General features: G+C 62.3%; 17 protein-coding genes. 5 read left to right on the top strand and 12 right to left on the bottom strand.

Annotated features, from left to right (window positions below):
• The first annotated feature begins 20 nt into the window (after positions 1-20).
• Positions 21-833: an alpha/beta fold hydrolase gene (locus AC3IT6_RS20695; RefSeq protein WP_489352420.1), complete on the top strand. Its 813-nt coding sequence runs from the start codon at positions 21-23 to the stop codon at positions 831-833.
• Between the two features lie 94 nt (positions 834-927).
• Here AC3IT6_RS20695 and dsbG read toward each other — a convergent pair whose 3' ends face one another.
• The 4 genes from dsbG to AC3IT6_RS20675 form a co-directional block, all read right to left on the bottom strand.
• Positions 928-1,695, bottom strand: coding sequence for a thiol:disulfide interchange protein DsbG (gene dsbG / locus AC3IT6_RS20690; protein ID WP_150755976.1), 768 nt, complete (start codon positions 1,693-1,695; stop codon positions 928-930).
• Complete coding sequence (locus tag AC3IT6_RS20685) at positions 1,671-2,525, bottom strand: TlpA family protein disulfide reductase (RefSeq protein WP_489352418.1); 855 nt, start codon at positions 2,523-2,525, stop codon at positions 1,671-1,673. Before AC3IT6_RS20685 ends, dsbG begins: the two co-directional genes overlap by 25 nt.
• A complete protein-coding gene (gene dsbD, locus AC3IT6_RS20680; protein ID WP_489352416.1) occupies positions 2,525-4,267 on the bottom strand; it encodes a protein-disulfide reductase DsbD in 1,743 nt (580 codons plus the stop codon). Before dsbD ends, AC3IT6_RS20685 begins: the two co-directional genes overlap by 1 nt.
• Before the next feature lie 125 nt (positions 4,268-4,392).
• Positions 4,393-5,343: a tetratricopeptide repeat protein gene (locus tag AC3IT6_RS20675; RefSeq protein ID WP_489352414.1), complete on the bottom strand. Its 951-nt coding sequence runs from the start codon at positions 5,341-5,343 to the stop codon at positions 4,393-4,395.
• A 193-nt stretch (positions 5,344-5,536) separates the two neighbouring features.
• On the opposite strand from AC3IT6_RS20675, the gene AC3IT6_RS20670 reads away from it, so the two are divergent.
• The 4 genes from AC3IT6_RS20670 (at position 5,537) to AC3IT6_RS20655 (ending at position 9,541) form a co-directional block, all read left to right on the top strand.
• Complete coding sequence (locus AC3IT6_RS20670) at positions 5,537-6,217, top strand: response regulator (RefSeq protein ID WP_489352412.1); 681 nt, start codon at positions 5,537-5,539, stop codon at positions 6,215-6,217.
• On the top strand, positions 6,214-7,539 hold the full coding sequence (locus AC3IT6_RS20665) for an ATP-binding protein (protein ID WP_489352410.1): 1,326 nt from the start codon (positions 6,214-6,216) through the stop codon (positions 7,537-7,539). Before AC3IT6_RS20670 ends, AC3IT6_RS20665 begins: the two co-directional genes overlap by 4 nt.
• Before the next feature lie 292 nt (positions 7,540-7,831).
• Complete coding sequence (locus AC3IT6_RS20660) at positions 7,832-9,232, top strand: aspartate aminotransferase family protein (RefSeq protein ID WP_489352408.1); 1,401 nt, start codon at positions 7,832-7,834, stop codon at positions 9,230-9,232.
• A gap of 81 nt (positions 9,233-9,313) precedes the next feature.
• Positions 9,314-9,541, top strand: coding sequence for an MbtH family protein (locus AC3IT6_RS20655; protein ID WP_057713869.1), 228 nt, complete (start codon positions 9,314-9,316; stop codon positions 9,539-9,541).
• A 187-nt stretch (positions 9,542-9,728) separates the two neighbouring features.
• On the opposite strand, the gene AC3IT6_RS20650 is transcribed toward AC3IT6_RS20655, so the two are convergent.
• From AC3IT6_RS20650 to AC3IT6_RS20615, 8 genes are read right to left on the bottom strand one after another with little or no spacing between them, the layout of a single operon-like run.
• On the bottom strand, positions 9,729-10,631 hold the full coding sequence (locus tag AC3IT6_RS20650) for a metal ABC transporter substrate-binding protein (RefSeq protein ID WP_489352405.1): 903 nt from the start codon (positions 10,629-10,631) through the stop codon (positions 9,729-9,731).
• Positions 10,632-11,531, bottom strand: a complete 900-nt coding sequence (locus AC3IT6_RS20645) for a metal ABC transporter permease (protein ID WP_056727050.1) — start codon at positions 11,529-11,531, stop codon at positions 10,632-10,634.
• A complete protein-coding gene (locus AC3IT6_RS20640) occupies positions 11,531-12,391 on the bottom strand; it encodes a metal ABC transporter ATP-binding protein (protein ID WP_489352403.1) in 861 nt (286 codons plus the stop codon). The genes AC3IT6_RS20645 and AC3IT6_RS20640 overlap by 1 nt, the downstream gene beginning before the upstream one ends.
• Complete coding sequence (locus AC3IT6_RS20635; protein WP_489352401.1) at positions 12,388-13,314, bottom strand: metal ABC transporter substrate-binding protein; 927 nt, start codon at positions 13,312-13,314, stop codon at positions 12,388-12,390. The genes AC3IT6_RS20640 and AC3IT6_RS20635 overlap by 4 nt, the downstream gene beginning before the upstream one ends.
• 35 nt (positions 13,315-13,349) lie before the next feature.
• Positions 13,350-13,925 (bottom strand): DUF6162 family protein, encoded by a 576-nt coding sequence (locus AC3IT6_RS20630; RefSeq protein ID WP_489352399.1) that lies wholly within the window; start codon positions 13,923-13,925, stop codon positions 13,350-13,352.
• The gene (locus AC3IT6_RS20625) at positions 13,922-14,251 is read right to left on the bottom strand and encodes a hypothetical protein (RefSeq protein WP_489352397.1); all 330 of its coding nucleotides are present in this window, start codon (positions 14,249-14,251) and stop codon (positions 13,922-13,924) included. The genes AC3IT6_RS20630 and AC3IT6_RS20625 overlap by 4 nt, the downstream gene beginning before the upstream one ends.
• A complete protein-coding gene (locus AC3IT6_RS20620) occupies positions 14,248-14,790 on the bottom strand; it encodes a thiamine pyrophosphate-binding protein (RefSeq protein WP_489352395.1) in 543 nt (180 codons plus the stop codon). The genes AC3IT6_RS20625 and AC3IT6_RS20620 overlap by 4 nt, the downstream gene beginning before the upstream one ends.
• Positions 14,787-15,989 (bottom strand): PepSY-associated TM helix domain-containing protein, encoded by a 1,203-nt coding sequence (locus AC3IT6_RS20615; protein WP_489352393.1) that lies wholly within the window; start codon positions 15,987-15,989, stop codon positions 14,787-14,789. The genes AC3IT6_RS20620 and AC3IT6_RS20615 overlap by 4 nt, the downstream gene beginning before the upstream one ends.
• Positions 15,990-16,122 lie beyond the last annotated feature (133 nt).

The raw sequence follows: 16,122 nt of genomic DNA, 5'->3' as shown, positions 1-16,122 counted from the left end.
TTTTCTAGCGGAGACACTCGATGCCCTTCGTAACCCTGGACGGACAACCCCTTCACTACATCGATCAAGGCACCGGCCCGGCAGTCCTGCTAGCCGGCAGCTACCTGTGGGATCAGGCGATGTGGGCACCGCAGATCGCCGCGCTGTCGCAACAGTATCGGGTGATCGCCCTGGACCTGTGGGGCCACGGCGAATCGGGGCCAATGCCTGTCGGTACGACGTCGCTGGATGACATTGCGCGTCAGGCTCTGGTCCTGCTCGATCATCTGGACATCGAGCGGGTCACGCTGGTCGGTTTGTCGGTTGGCGGCATGTGGGGCGTGCGCCTGGCGCTGTCGGCAGCGCACCGGCTCAACGGCCTGGTGTTGATGGACACCTACCTCGGCGCCGAACCGGAGCCGACTCGCCAGTATTACTTTTCACTGTTGAAGCAGATCGAAGAGGCGGGTGTCATCACGCCAGCGCTGCTGGATATCGTGGTGCCGATTTTCTTCCGGCCGGGCATTGATCCGCAGTCGGCGCTCTACCGGGATTTTCGTGCTTCCCTCGCGGCTCTACCCGCGGATCGCCTGCGTGAAAGCATCGTGCCGATGGGGCGGATTACATTTGGGCGCGATGACCAGTTATCGCGTCTGGGCGAACTGGACGCAGCGACCACACTGGTGATGTGCGGCGATCAGGACAAGCCTCGACCACCGAGTGAAGCCCGAGAAATGGCTGAGCTGATTGGCTGCCCGTGGTTGCTGGTACCGGAGGCGGGGCATATTTCCAATCTGGAGAATCCTGGGTTTGTGACTGAAACCTTGCTGGCGTTTTTGGCCGACCGGGATTAATCGAATCTACCGACGCCATCGCGAGCAAGCTCGCTCCCACAGGTAATCACCTTTCCCTGTGGGAGCGAGCTTGCTCGCGATGGCGTCAGTGCTGTCACTTCGGCCCGAGAATCTTCGCCAGTTTGTCCGGCGACGGCGCGCCTTGCTGCTGTTGCAGATTACCCTTGTCGTCCATGTAGAAAATCGCCGGCGTTGCCTGTAACTCCAGTTCTTCCATCAATTGCATGTTGGCCGCGAACTTTGCCTGAATCGCCGGCGGCACTTCCTTCAAGGCCTTGAGCGAACTGTCCTTGCCAGCGCCTTCGTGGTCCTGCAGGGCTTTTTCCGGGTCTTTGGCCGCGAGCAGTGCGGCGGATTTCCCCGGGCTGTCTTCGCGGATGATGCCCACCATGATGTGGCGCAACTGCACCTTGCCGGCCTTGACCCACGGCCGGGCCTGTTCCCAGAACATGTTGCAGTACGGGCAGTTCGGGTCGCTGAACAGGTACACCACGCGCGGCGCATCCTTTTTGCCGTCGCCGATCCAGTTGCTGGTTTCGAACTTGGCCCAGACTTCCTTGGCCATCGGGGCATACACCAGTTTCTGCAATGGTGCGCTGCTCAGGTCATTGCCCTCGGCGTCATACAGGTTGCCCAGCAACACGTGTTTGCCATCCGGGGTCAGGTACAGCGCCATGCCGCGGTTCTGGTATTGCGCGGCATAACCGCGCAAGCCGTCAGGGGCATCGAACTGGCCGACGATTTTCGCGCCCTTGGCCTCGATTTTCTTGATCGCATCGGGCAACTCTTCGGCCTGCACCGATGGCAGGTGCAACAGGGCGGCACCGAGGCTCAGGGTCAGCAGGTGGCGGAGGCGGGGCATGGCAATTTCCTTGAAGAGGTGGCGGGTACGGTGTCGAAGTTTTCCAGTGCGCGGGCCAGGCTGGCCTCCGACAACTCGCCCAGATGGCTGCCCAGCAGGCGACCCTCGGGGTTGTAGAACAGCGTAGTCGGCAATGCCATGGAACCGACGGCCTGGCCCAGACGTCCGCTGCCGTCGAACAGCACGTTGGACAGGCTCAGACCCTGGGTTTCCAGAAAGGTCGCGACGCTTTGCATGCTTTCCGCCTGATTGACGAACAGGAACGTCAGGTCCGGCCGTTGTTGCTGGGCGTTTTCCAGCACCGGCATTTCCCGGCGGCACGGTGGGCACCAGGTGGCCCAGAGGTTGATCACCAACGGGCCGCCCTTGTAGTCGGCCAGTTGCACGGTTTCGCCGGCGGCGTTGCGCAGGGCGATTTCCGGCAGGCGTGTGCCTTGTTCATAAATCGACAGGGAGAACGTCGCCAACAGCCAGAACGCCAGGCCACTGGCTACGCCAAAGCCCAATGGACGGCGCAGACCCGGGCGACGCCAGCCGCGATACAGCGTGGCGAGCAAAACCACGACCACCCCCGGCCAAGCGAGGAAACCGCCATCGCGCAGGTCGATGACCTGCCACGGATCATTGCGATAGTGCACCCAATAGGCCGCCACGAAACTGATTCGGGCCGCCAGCATGCCCAGTAGAAACAGGCTGAACAGCACCGACTCGGGGTTTTCACCACCACGCTTGGCGACCCGCCAGCCGACAAAAGTGGCCAGCGCCAGCGCACTGATCAGCAGCAGGTGATTAAGCGCGATGGCAAAGGTGCCGAGGGTGAAGGTCAGCATTAACGGGCGTCTCGGGTGGTGGTCCAGCGTTGCAGGAAAGTATCGGCATCGACCTCGCCGGTGATGCGCTGGCTGCGCCGCTCTTCACCGTCCACGCCAATCCACAGCAGACTTGGAGGCCCTGGCACTTTGTAGCGGCCGAGCAGTTCGCGGCTGGCGGCATTGTCGGCGGTGACGTCCAGTCGGAGCAAGCGCACATCGCTCAGGGCTTCCTTGACATTGGCTTTGCCGAACACCTGTTTTTCCATGACCTTGCACGACACACACCAGTCGGCGTAGTAGTCCAGCAGCACCCACTGGCCCTGAGCCTGCGCGGCGTCGAGCTCCCGTTGCAGTGCCTGCGGATCCTTGATGGTGGTGAAGGCATCGTGGCCAACCGGCACGGCGGCCACAGCCTGGTTCGAGGCGCGGTAGACCTGCAATGGCTTGAACGGATCATCGCCGCCACCGGCCGCACCGATCACCAACAGGCCACCCCATAAACCGAGCAGCAACGAACTGGCGCCAAACAGGTGCGCGATACGGCCAAAACCTTCCGACTGTTTCCAGGCGCTGTAGGCCACGATCAACAGCAGCGCACCGCACAAACCGACCCACAGGGATTCGTCCAGCACCGGGCGCAGCATCAGCAATGCAGTGGCGAGGAACAGGAAGCCGAAAATGCCTTTGACCAGGTTCATCCAGGCGCCGGGCTTGGGCATGAAGCGATTGCCGACGGTCACCAGCAACAGCAGCGGCACACCGATGCCGATGCCCATGGCAAACAGAATCAACCCACCATGCAACGCGTTACCGCTTTGCGCGATGTAGAGCAGGGCGCCGGCCAGCGGAGCGGTCATGCACGGGCCGACCAGCAGACCGGAGAGCGCACCCAGCACTCCGGCACCAATCAGGTTGCCGCCGCGTTGATTGCGCGAGACGTTTTCCAGGCGATCACGCACTGCCACTGGCAGTTGCAGTTCGAAGAAACCGAACATCGGCAGCGCCAGCAAAACGAAAATCGCCGCGAAACTGCCCAGCAGCCAGGGGTTCTGCAACCAGGCTTGCAGGTTCGCCCCGAGGGAGGCGGCCAGGACACCCATCGCCGCATACACCAGCGCCATGCTGACCACGTAACTGCTGGCCAGGACGAAACCGCGTTTGGGCGAAGCGCCGCTGCCGACGATCAACCCGGCCAGGATCGGCAGCATTGGCAATGAACAAGGCGTGAAGGCCAGCAACAGGCCCAGGCCGAAGAACAGCAAAAGGCTCCAGCCCAGTGCCCGTTGTTGCAGGCCGCTGGCCAGCGCCTGGTCCGGTGCTTCAGTGGCCGCATTCCGCGCATTGGTATTGCCCAGGTCCACGACTCTGGTTTGCGGCGGATAACACAAACCGGCATCGGCGCAGCCCTGGTAACTGACCTTGACCTGACCGCTGGCCCCCGCCGGAATCTTCAGTTCCAGGCCCTGACGGTAGACTTGCTGCTCACCGAAAAACTCGTCGCTGTGGGCTTCACCTTCCGGCAACGCAGGATGCTGCCCGACAGGCAATCCGTCGAACTTCAAGCGTTTCTGGTACAGGTAATAGCCGTCGGTAATTTGCCAGAACAGTTGAGTCTCACCGGATTCCAGGCGTTCGGAAGTGAAGGTGAAGGCTTTGTCGACGGGAAGAAAGTCGGGTTTGGTTTCAAATGGATTGTTGCCAGCCTGGGCCTGGCCCAGGCTGGCAAACAATGCCAACAACAAAAAAACTAGGTAACGCATCGACAACACCTGGGGGGCTTACATAATTTGCCCACGATGATGGTCATCGATTAACCGGGTGTTAACGCCAAAAAATCGAGCGTGCGCCTGGGCTGATACAACTTGGCGTTACTGGCCACGCCTAGTCACTTGATATCGTTATAGGTCAGCCTGTACTCGGACATTGGTGGATGATCGGCCTCCCACTGCCGGGCAAAGACTTTGGCCGCGGCGATCTGATCGGCTGTCATGTCTGTTGCAACGGACTGGAGGTCCTGCGTGGCCAGGGTATGCACGGGCAACTCCCGGGTGGTTTCGGTGATCAGCCAGAACAAACCGTAACTTTTGACCGGATCCTCCGTGAAGCCATATTCGTCGGTGCCATCTTCAGCTGTGTAGAAACCACCGAGGGCACGGCCATAATTCAGCAGTCCGTAGACATCATTGCGCTGTGCGCGTTTTTCAACCAATTGACGCCTGACAGGGAGATCCCAGAGGGCCGGCGGTCGATTGGCAGACCAATGCATAGCTCTGGAGAAACCATTGTCAGCGGCTTTTTTCAGCAAGTCGTTGATGGCGGTATCTCTCTCTGTCTGGTCGACAATGAGCGTTTTGTCCTCCTCGTACTTGATCGCGAGAATGTACTGAGCCTCCATCGATCCGGTATCGGCCGCTTTTTTCAGCGTCGCAATGTCCTGGTCCAATTCGTACAGCTCAAGCATGGCGTCGGCGTTGCCTTTGTCCGCCTCTACCTGGGCCAGTTCTTTGGCTTTTTTCAGCGAGTCATCGTCGCCCAGCCGCATCAAGGCGTACACGTGATTTTGCGCCGCGGCCAGTCCATACCATTTTTTTGCGTCATCGGTCAGGCCATTTGCCCGGTGCCTGAAGACTTCGCCCAAGGCGTATTGCGCATCCCGATTGCCAGCCGTCGCGCCGATCGTCAGATAGGTTTGCGACTGGGTGAACTCGCCCAGGTTGTACAATGCCAGACCCTTGGTCGTGGCTTGTGTTTGCAGTTCGGTCACTTGGGTGGTTTGCATGACCAGCCCGTCACGCAGATTGAAAAGTGTCTTGAGCGCGGATTCGTGGGTATACATAGTAATAAGTGCCTGTGTTGAATTGAATTTGAGTGCTACCCGACACAGACTATTGAGAGGAGTGGGTATGGGTGCGGTACATATGTATTGCATTCAATCAATTCTGGCGCGCCATCGTTACTCTCTGGATCGCAGGCATAATCCGGGGTTAATCGGCGGTGTATCCAATCGTCATATTTGCGAAGGTTTCACCATGCACGTACTGGTTTGCGAAGACGATGAATTGATCGCCAGCGGTATCGTCGCCGGCCTGACCGCCCAGGGCCTGACCGTGGAACACGTCGCCACGGCGTCCGCCGCCCGGGCGATGCTCAAGGTGGCGGAGTTCGACGTGATGGTGCTCGACCTCGGGTTGCCGGACGAAGATGGCCTCAAGCTGCTGCAGCAGTTGCGCCATCAAGGCCTGGAGTTGCCGGTCTTGATCCTCACCGCCCGGGACTCGGTCACTGACCGCGTCGATGGCCTGCAGGCCGGCGCCGACGATTATCTGCTCAAGCCGTTCGACTTGCGCGAACTCGCTGCACGCTTGCACACGCTGTTGCGGCGGGTGGCCGGGCGCAGCGTCAACCTGATCGAGCATGGCGCCCTGACCTACGACCCGAGCAGCCGCGAAACCAGGCTCGCGGGGCAGCCGGTGGACCTGTCGCGTCGCGAGCAGTCATTGCTGCAGGCCTTGCTGCATAACCGCGGCCGCGTGTTGTCCACCGAACAACTCAAGGACAGCGTCTACGGTTTCAACGACGAACTGGAAAGCAACGCCCTCAACGTCCATATCCATCACCTGCGGCGCAAGCTCGGCAACGGCATTGTCGAGACGGTGCGCGGCCTGGGCTATCGCCTGGGGCCGGCTGATGGCGGAGAAGAATCGAAGTGATGAGTCTGCGTTTGCGCCTGAGCCTGACGCTCGGCGCCGCCTTTGCCTTGATCTGGGCCTTGGCCGCGGCCTGGATGCTCAGCGATTTGCGCAATCAAATGATGTTTTCCCTCGACCAGCGCCTGGTCGCGTCGGCACGCATGGTCGCCGGCCTGATGGAGCAGCTGCCACCCGTGCCGAGCAAGGGCGAGGGCACCCACTTCAGTGCCGAACAGCTGAACATTCCGGGCGGCATGGCCTGTCAGGTCAGCTCGTTGCGCGGTGAAATCCTCGCCCGCAGTCACACCGAGCCGCAGCAGACCCTGGAGGCCGAGAAACTCGGTTTTCACGATCAGATGATCGACGGCGCGCCGTGGCGCAGCTTTACCCTGGCCCGGGGCGATCTGCGCATCACCACCGCCGACCGGCAGATCGAGCGCGAGGCGTTGAACATGTCGATCCTGCTGGCCGCTTCGGTGCCGGTGGGCGTGGCGCTGCTCGGTTGTCTGTGTTTGCTCTGGCTGGGCATCGGCCAGGGGCTGGCGCCGCTCAACCGCATGCGCGACGCCTTGATGCGCCGCAGCGCCGACTCTCTCGAACCCTTGCAGATCCAGCCGCTGCCCAGCGAGCTGCAACCTTTGCTGGAAACCCAGAACCAGTTGCTCCAGCGCATCGGCAAGACCATCGAGCGCGAGCGTCGCCTGACCGGGGATGCGGCTCACGAACTGCGCAGCCCGTTGACCGCGATCAAGACCCACCTGCAAGTGGCGCGGATGACTGAAGGCAGTGCCCGTGATCAGTCCCTGGCCCGAGCCGAAGAGGGCGCCGACCGCATGCACCGCACACTTGAGCAATTGCTGTTGCTGGCGCGCGTCGAGGGCAGTCTGTCGTTTGACGACGGTGTGCAATGCAATGCCGAGCAAGTGGCGAAACTGGCGATCCAGGACGCGGCGAGCGGCGATCGCCAGCGCATCAGGTTTCAGGCACCGGACAAGGTTTCCGCCGCGCCGGTACAAATGCCCGCCGTACTGTCGATTGCCGCGCTGCGCAACTTGCTCGACAACGCACTGCGCCATACCGCTGCCGACAAAACGGTGGAGTTGAGCCTGGAAACCACCGGCAATCGTGTGCAGTTCGTGGTGCGCGACCATGGGCCGGGGATCGCCGAAGAAGATCTGCAACACCTGACCCAGCGCTTCTGGCGCAACGGCCAGAGCACCGGTTGTGGTCTGGGGCTGGCGATTGTCCAGGCCATCGTTCAGCGTTGCGGGTGCACGCTGCATTTCGATAGCAGGCCGGACGGCTTGCGGGTTGAGCTGACGATGCCGCTGCAACCGGTCTGAAAACACCACCATACCCTGTGGGAGCGGGCTTGCTCGCGAAGAGGCCATCACATTCAACATCTATGTCGACTGTTACGCCGCCTTCGCGAGCAAGTCGGATCGCCGCACCGCCGCTCCCACAAGGGAACTGTGTTTGCCATCGACTGTAACTTCTCTCCATCCGCCTAAATCCTTCCAGCGCTGATGCGTTTCCAGAACAGGAAAACCTGACAAGTGCGCCCCGTGACCGGAGCGCGTACCTGCCCGGTGTGCAGTTTTGGTCACTATCCACAGCGTATTGAGGGGTCGAGAGATGTCAGTCGCTACCAGCCTTATCGAAGAGCAGCCGGCGACGCCCGCCGAGACGCTTTATCAATTCAACGAATCGCCGCTGCTCGCCCGTCAGAGCCGGCAGGAATCCAACGCCCGCAGCTATCCGCGGCGCATTCCCCTGGCACTCAAGCGCGCCAGGGGCCTGTATGTCGAAGACGTCGAAGGTCGAACCTTCATCGATTGTCTGGCGGGAGCCGGAACCCTGGCCCTGGGGCACAATCACCCGGTGGTGATCGAAGCCATTCAACAAGTGCTGACCGATGAACTGCCGCTGCACACCTTGGACCTGACCACGCCAGTCAAGGATCAGTTTGTCCAGGACTTGTTCGGCTTGCTGCCACCAGCACTGGCCGCTGAAGCGAAGATCCAGTTCTGTGGCCCGACCGGCACCGATGCCGTGGAAGCCGCACTGAAATTGGTGCGCACCGCCACTGGTCGCAGCACCGTGCTGTCGTTCCAGGGGGGTTACCACGGCATGAGTCAGGGCGCGTTGAGCCTGATGGGCAGCCTGGGGCCGAAAAAGCCCTTGGGCGCCTTGCTCGGCAGTGGCGTGCAGTTCATGCCGTACCCTTACGATTACCGCTGCCCGTTCGGGCTCGGCGGCGCGCAAGGGGTCAATGCCAACCTGAGTTACCTGGAAAACCTGCTCAACGATCCCGAGGCTGGCGTGCAATTGCCGGCGGCGGTGATCGTGGAAGTGGTGCAGGGCGAGGGCGGGGTGATCCCGGTGGATCTGGACTGGTTGCGCGGTGTGCGGCGGATCACTGAACAGGCGGGTGTCGCGCTGATCGTCGATGAAATCCAGAGTGGCTTCGCCCGCACCGGCAAGATGTTCGCCTTCGAGCATGCCGGGATCATTCCCGATGTCGTGGTGCTGTCCAAGGCCATCGGCGGCAGCCTGCCGCTGGCGGTGGTGGTCTATCGCGACTGGCTCGACACCTGGCTGCCGGGCGCCCATGCCGGGACGTTCCGCGGCAATCAGATGGCCATGGCCGCCGGTTCCGCGGTGATGCGTTATCTGGTCGAACACAAGGTCTGCGAGCATGCCGCCGCGATGGGCGAGCGCCTGGCCGAGCACCTGCGCATCCTGCAGCGGGACTTCGCGCAACTGGGTGACATTCGCGGGCGTGGCTTGATGCTCGGCGTCGAACTGGTCGACCCGGCGGGCGCGCTGGACGCCCAAGGCCATCCGCCGGCCTTCGCCCGCCTGGCACCCCTGGTGCAGCGCGAATGCCTCAAGCGCGGCTTGATCCTGGAACTCGGTGGCCGTCATGGCGCGGTGGTGCGCTTCCTGCCGCCGCTGGTGATTACTGCTGCGCAGATCGATCGCGTGGCCGAAATCTTCGGCCGGGCCCTGGCCGCCGCCACCGCCAGCCTTTAAATTTTCCGCCCTGCGGAACGTTCTTTCTACATAACGGCTGCGCACACAGCGCAGCCCGCCCGATAACGATGGAGAGACACCATGACGTCAGTATTCGACCGCGAGGACATCCTCTTTCAGGTCGTGGTCAACCACGAAGAGCAATACTCGATCTGGCCCGACTACAAGGCCGTGCCACAAGGCTGGCGCACCGTGGGCAAAAGCGGGCTGAAAAAGGAATGCCTGGCCTACATCGAAGAGACCTGGACCGACATGCGCCCGTTGAGCCTGCGGCAGAAGATGGACGAGCAGGCGGCTGTGGCGCACTGATCCGTCATGCAAAAAGAAGCCCGCTGGACTGGTGACAGTCAGCGGGCTTTTTCAGGTCTGGAGTTTGTGTTGTCTGTCCGGCCGCTTTCGCGAGCAAGCCCGCTCCCACATTGGATTTATGGCGCGACACAAATCCACTGTGGGAGCGGGCTTGCTCGCGAAGAACGATAACGCGGTCCAACTGAGGTTACACGCCACTAAGCCCCTTGATGACCAGATCCACATTCCCCTCCAGCTCAGCCACCGGATCCTCGGCATCGGTGCTCAACACCACCAACCGGCTACCCGACCCGGTAATCACCGCTTTCAGCGCATCCGACGGCTGCCGGTGATGCAGCACCACCGCCACGTCATTGTCCTTGAGCGTCGTGGCCAATTGCGTGAGCGCTTCGGGTGTCCACTCGGCATCGGCGCGTGCGTCCTGTTCGATCAATTCCAGATTGAGGCCGCCGACCAGGTAACCAAAGTGATCGCTGAGGCTCATCACACTGAGGTTGTCCGCATTGGCCAGCCGCGCTTCGCTGGCGGCACTGAGCTTTAGCAAGCGCTGCTTGAGTGCTGCCAGGTTGGCGTCGATTTTCGGCTTGGCCTCGGGCGCCAGGCGTACCAGGTCCGCCGCCATCACATCGGCCATGCGCCCCATGTTATTGCTGGAGAACCACGGCTGACTGTTCAGCCCCTCGACCTTGTTGTCGGGCTGTACGGCTATGCCGGGCAGGGCGGCGTCCACCGGGCGGGCGGCGTCGACTTCGACGATACGGATGTTGCTGCGCCGGGAGATCGGGTACAGCGGGTCATCCGGCCACAGTGAGCGCAGGCCGATCACCGCATCGGCTTCGTCCGCCAGTTTGGCCAGCGCCGGGGCGCCACGGCCGGTGAAGTAGGCGGTCTGACGGCTGCCGGGCAGGTTGGCCGGGGCCGCGCGTTCGAGGCTGACATCGGTGCCCTTGAGCAAGACTTCACCCAACCCGTAAGTAATCGGCAAGGAGGCCAGTACACGCAGCGGTTTGCCGTTGTCGGTGGCCATGGCCGTTGTCGCCAGCCCGCACAGGGCAACGGCGAGGGTCAGTTGACGCAGTGAAAAAGTCATTTATCCAAGGTTCCCTTTCAGGCTGGGGACGACGCCGCGCGCGAGGGCGGCCAGGGCGAAGGCGATACCGGCCACGAGGATGATTGCGGCGCCGGACGGGATCGGCAGGTCGAAGACGATCGGCGCGAGAATCCCGCACAGGGTGCTGACGGTGGCGATCAGCACCGAACACCAGAAAAAGCCCTTCAGCGATTGGCTGAGCAGGCGTGCCGCGGCGGCCGGAATCACCAGCAGGGCGCCGACCAGAATCGCGCCGATGACCTTCACTGCGGCGACGGTGATCAGCGTCACCAGAATCACGAACAGGTAATCCAGGGTTTTCACCGCCACCCCGCGTACCGCCGCCAGTTGCGGATTGAAACTGGCGAGCATGATGCGGTTGTACAAAGGCAAGGCCAGGGCCATGACCAGCGAACCGACGATGGCCAGCACCAGCAGGTCATTGCCGTTGACCGTCAGCACCGAGCCGAACAGCACGTTTTCCAGAATATGCACGTTGATCTTGCCCGCCAGAATCAGCAGCAGGCTCGCGCCCAAGGCGAGCGACACCGAGAGAAACACACCGATCAAGGTGTCCGGCGCCAGGCCGGTGCGGTTGCGCAGGTAATTGAGCAGGATGCCGAACAGCAGGCAGTAGCCGAACAGGCTGCCGTAAGGCCCGGTGTAGGGTTCGCCGAGCAGAATGCCGATGGCCACGCCGGTCAGCGCAGCGTGACCGACCGCCTCGGAGAAAAACGCGAAGCGCTTGACCACCACCAGCGTGCCCAGGCCTCCCAGCACCGGGCCGATCAGCAGCCCGGCGATCAAGGCGTTGACCACGAACCCATAGGCCAGCGCCTCGGGCAGATAACCCGACGACGCCCAGCCCTGGACCATCAGGCGAAAAGCTTCGTAACTCATCAGGCAAGGCTCCGTGGGTGGGTCGAGAACAGCGTCAACAGACGCTCCGGTGTCAGCGCCTGTTGCGGCGTGGCGTCGAACAGCACCCGGCGATTGAGCCCGGTGACGTGATCGGCCAGGCGCCCGACCGCTTCCAGGTCGTGCTCGATCCACAGCACCGTAATGCCCGCTGCTCGCCAGTCGCCGAGCAAGCGTTCGAACACCCGGATGCCGGCCTCATCGAGGGCCGACATCGGTTCGTCGAGCACCAGCAGTTGCGGAGGCGGAATCAGCCCTTGGGCCAGCAACACCCGTTGCCGTTCGCCGCCAGACAGCGCGCCCATGCGGCGCTTGCGTTTGTCCTGCATGCCGACCCGCTCCAGCGCCTCGCCAATCGCTGTCGCGTAGTGTTTGCTCAAACCGAGAAAGGCCGGGCGACGCTGGCACATGGCGGCCATGAAATCGTCGACGGTCATCGGCAAGCCCCGGTCGAACTCCAGCGCCTGTGGCACATAGCCGATGGTCCCAGGCACCGCGGGCCATTGCAGGCTCAAGCGACCCTGATGCGGCATTTGCCCGAGCAGGGTCTTGATCAGCGAACTCTTGCCGCCGCCGTTGGGGCCGACCAGGGCGTGCACGCTGCCGGGGCGGACCTGAAAGGTTACGTTGTCGAGGATCGTCGTGCGCCCGAGGGTCAGGCTGACGTCAGCAAAATCCAGGGTCGGCCCCGAAACCTGTGGGAGCGGCGGTGCGACGATTCGACTTGCTCGCGAAAGCGGTGTGTCATTCAACGATGATGTTGACTGACTGGGCGTCTTCGCGAGCAGGCTCGCTCCCACAGGGGATTCTGCATCGGCCAGGATGGTTTCTTTCGATGTCATTGGCCGGACTCCTGAATCGCCCGCACCACGGTGTCGAGGTTGCCGGTCATTTCCTTTTCGTACTTGCCGGCGGTGTATTCGCCGTAGGAGATGTGCGACAGCGGATACAGCTTCACCCCGGATTCGCGCTGGATGGTGTCGACGTAAGTGGAAGGGAAATCCATCTCCGAGAAGATCACCTTCACGTCCAGCTCACGCAGTTGATCGATGGTTTTTTTCAACTGGCTCGGGCTTGGCTCGATACCGTGGGCCGGTTCGACCACGGCCGTCACTTCCAGTCCGAACTCACGCAGCAGGTAGTCGTAGGCCGCGTGCACGGTTGCCACCCGCAGTTCGGCGTTCGGTGCCTGGGTCAGTTTGGCCAGGGCATCGGCGCGCATCTTGCGCAGGCGCTTGCCGTAGGCGCGGGCGTTTTCGGTATAGGTCTTGGCGTTGGCCGGATCGAGCTTGCCCAGCTCCCGGGCGATGTTGTTGACCTGGGCGATGGAGGCGCTGATCGACAGGAAGGTGTGCGGGTTCACCACCTTGCCGGCACCGCGGGCGGCAACGCCGGTGGCGGCCAGCAGCGGTACGTTTTCGTTGGCTTCGATCACCGGCACGTTCGGGGTTTCGCTGGCGGCGATCATGCGGTCGGCGAAATCGTCATGACCGACGCCATTGAGGACGATCACGTCCAGCCCGCTGATGCGCTTGATGTCTTCGGCGCGGGGCTCGTAGGCATGCGGATTGAAACCGGCCGGAATCAACGGCACCACCTCGGCCTTGTCGCCGACGATGTTCGCCACGTAGCTGTAGTAGGGATGCAGGGTGATGCCGATGCGCAGGCGCTTGGCTTCGTCGGCGCTGGCCAGTGAGGGCAGCAGGCAGGCGAGCAAGCCGACCAGCAGCAGGCGCAAAAAACTACGGTGAGATGAATTGGGCATGGGAAAGCGGTCTTCTCTCGGAAAAAGGCGAGGGTTCAGTGCCGGTGCTGGCGGGTCACGCCGGCATCGAATTGGGCGATGACCTGCTGCCAGCCGGCGCTTTCGAGCGCGGAATCGCTGAGGTCGGCCGGTGCCGTGAGCGTGTTGGCGCGGTTGAGCCAGATGTCCGGTGCGGCATCGGCGGTTGCGCTCAGGCGCAGCAGAAACGAACCGGCGACCGTCGGCGTCTGGCTCTGGCCGAAATAGGCCTTGGCGTCGAGCAATTGCCAGGCATGGCCGCCCCGGCTGACGGAGCTTGCGTCCCGGGCAAACGGTGCAAACCCTTCCTCGGCCAGCGCCTCGGGTGTCGGCAGCGCTTGATGTTCCTGGCGCAGCAAATGAATCTCGTCCAGCGTCACCCGCAAATCGGCGTAGATACCTTGCTCGGATGCACTGAGGTCACGGCGCGCATCCAGTTGATGGCTGCTGACGCTGCTCTGCTCATGGGGTTCACCACGCCAAAGTACCACCGAGCCGGCCACCGCCAAGATCATCAGGCACAACAGCAGAACGTAGAGGCTTTCGTGACCGGCCCCGGCCGGGCGCACGACTTGAGTTGTTGGAGTGCTCATGGTGCCTCGATGTCCGCTTGGTCGATTTCCACGACGTGACCGGGGCCGGCATCGAACAGCACATAGAACTCGGCGCCGGGCTTTTTGAAGGTCAGGGTCGAATCAGGCCCGAGCTTGCCCGGCACCAGGATGGTTTCGTCGTAGCCGATCACATCGAGGGTCACGCCCGGAGCGCCGCTGCCGTCGGAAAAACCGCCGGTGCACTTGATCTGCTCCGCGTCGATGGCCTTGCATTCGCACATCGGGTTATGGGCCAGGGCGCTGGCGCTGAAGCCGGCGCAGAGCACCAGCAACAAGGCGTTGAGCGGGCGAAAAGGGTTGATCATGGTTTGCCTCCTTGTTTGTTCAACCAGGCGATGGTGGCGGGGGAGGCCTGGCTCAACGGAATGGATGCCTGATGCATGGCACCGTCCCAGCCTTCCATGGTGATCCACAGTTCGGCGTCGGCACTGGTCTTTTCCGGGACGGGCAGCGACGCGCCCATGCGGTACGGGGCGCCGAAGAAAATCACCCCGGCGGCGCGCAGGCTGCGGGGCTTGCCGATACGCAGGTAAGTGGCCTTGACCTGGCCGATACAGGCCTCGCACAGCGCGGCGTTGAAACCCTTCATGTAGCCGGCGGGGCCTTCGAGCATCGGCGCTGAGTTGCGCAATTCCGCCAGGCGCAGGCTCCAGGGGCCGACCCGGACTTCGCCGACCTCCCGTTCGCCAAGGCCACTGTCGCCGCGCATTAATGCCTCGTCGGCGAAGTACTTGGGCATGAAACCGAGTGGGATGAGCAGCAACAGGACGTTCAGGTGAAAGCGCCATTGGTGCCAGAACACACTCAGGCGCGAAGGTTGCGGTGCTGCAATGTCTTTGCTCACAGGTCGACCTCCGACACTTCGTTGTTTGTGGCCGGTTGTGCCCTGGTGTCGCGTTGTTTCTTGTTGCTGCGTTTGAAGGCATTAGTCGTGGCCAGCGCCGTGCGCTTGGTCCAGACCAGCAGACCGCTGAGCACCATCATGCTCAGCAACAGGCCGAAGAATGCCCAGATCAGCTTGATCCACAGTCCGCCGAAATCGCCGGTGTGCAGCGGGCGCATGGACTCGGTGACGAACTCCAGGGCCGAACGGTCCGAGATCAGGCGCGAGGCGGCGATTTCGCCGTTGTACGGGTTGATCGTGGCGGTCTGGAACATCAACGGATACCAGCCGCGTCCGCCGACATCCAGGTGGCTGTAGGCATTACCCGGCAGACTGACGAAACTGGCTTCCAGCCCGGAGATTTCCTGTGTGGCGATTTCAATCGCGCGGTCGAGGTCGATACGCGTCGGGGGCGAGCCATCGGCTGACAGCGGCACCGCTTCGCGGGACATCGCCGGGATGATCTTTTCCGTGGAAATGGAAATCTGGTTATCGGACAGCAAGGCCTGGATCAGGAACCAGGTGCCGGTGACGGAGATCACCGCGATGAACCAGATCGACCAGATGCCGCTCAAGCGGTGAAAGTCGCCCCAGAAAATCCGCGCGCCGTGGCGAATGCGCAGGGTCGGGCGGAAGAAGCCTTTCCAGAAGCGTTTGTAGACCACCAGCCCGGTGATCAGCGACGCCAGCAAGGGCAAGCCGAGAAACGACACCAGGTACCAGCCCCAACTGTAACCATTGGTGAACGGCACCAGCCACCAAGCGTGCAGCGCGCGGGTAAAGGCGCGGAAGTTGAACTCCGGCGCGACGCCCTGGATCACGCCGCTGTACGGATTGACATAAATCACCACCGAGCGCCCGTCGGGGTAGCTGACTTCGACATCCAGTGCGAAGTGCGACTCGTCGGGGCGGCTGATGCTCTGCACTACGGTCTGCGGTTCGGCCCTGTTGATGGCCTCGAGGACCTGCTGGTAGCTGAGCAGCGGAGCATCGTCCGAGGGCTGGCTGGCGCGCATTGGCGGGTTGGCCAGCCAGACGATCTCCTGGCTGATGACGGCCAGGGTTCCGGTCACACAGACGATCAGCACGAAAAACCAGATCGGCAACGCCAGCCAGCTATGGACCAGGAACCAGATTTTTGAACGGGACTTCTTTGACATGTTGGAGGTCTTGGCTCGATGAGAGGCAGCTCGGCTGCGGGCTTCGCAGGGATGAGCGCCCTGAAGGTCCAGTCGTGGCTTTTGCCTAGGCGAAAGGACTGCATCTATGTAGGACGAATGAGCAGGGGAAATC

It is taken from the genome of Pseudomonas sp. KH_017, from assembly GCF_057840285.1.
Note: the sequence above shows the minus strand (reverse complement) of the source record. Positions and strands in the feature narration are given on the sequence as shown.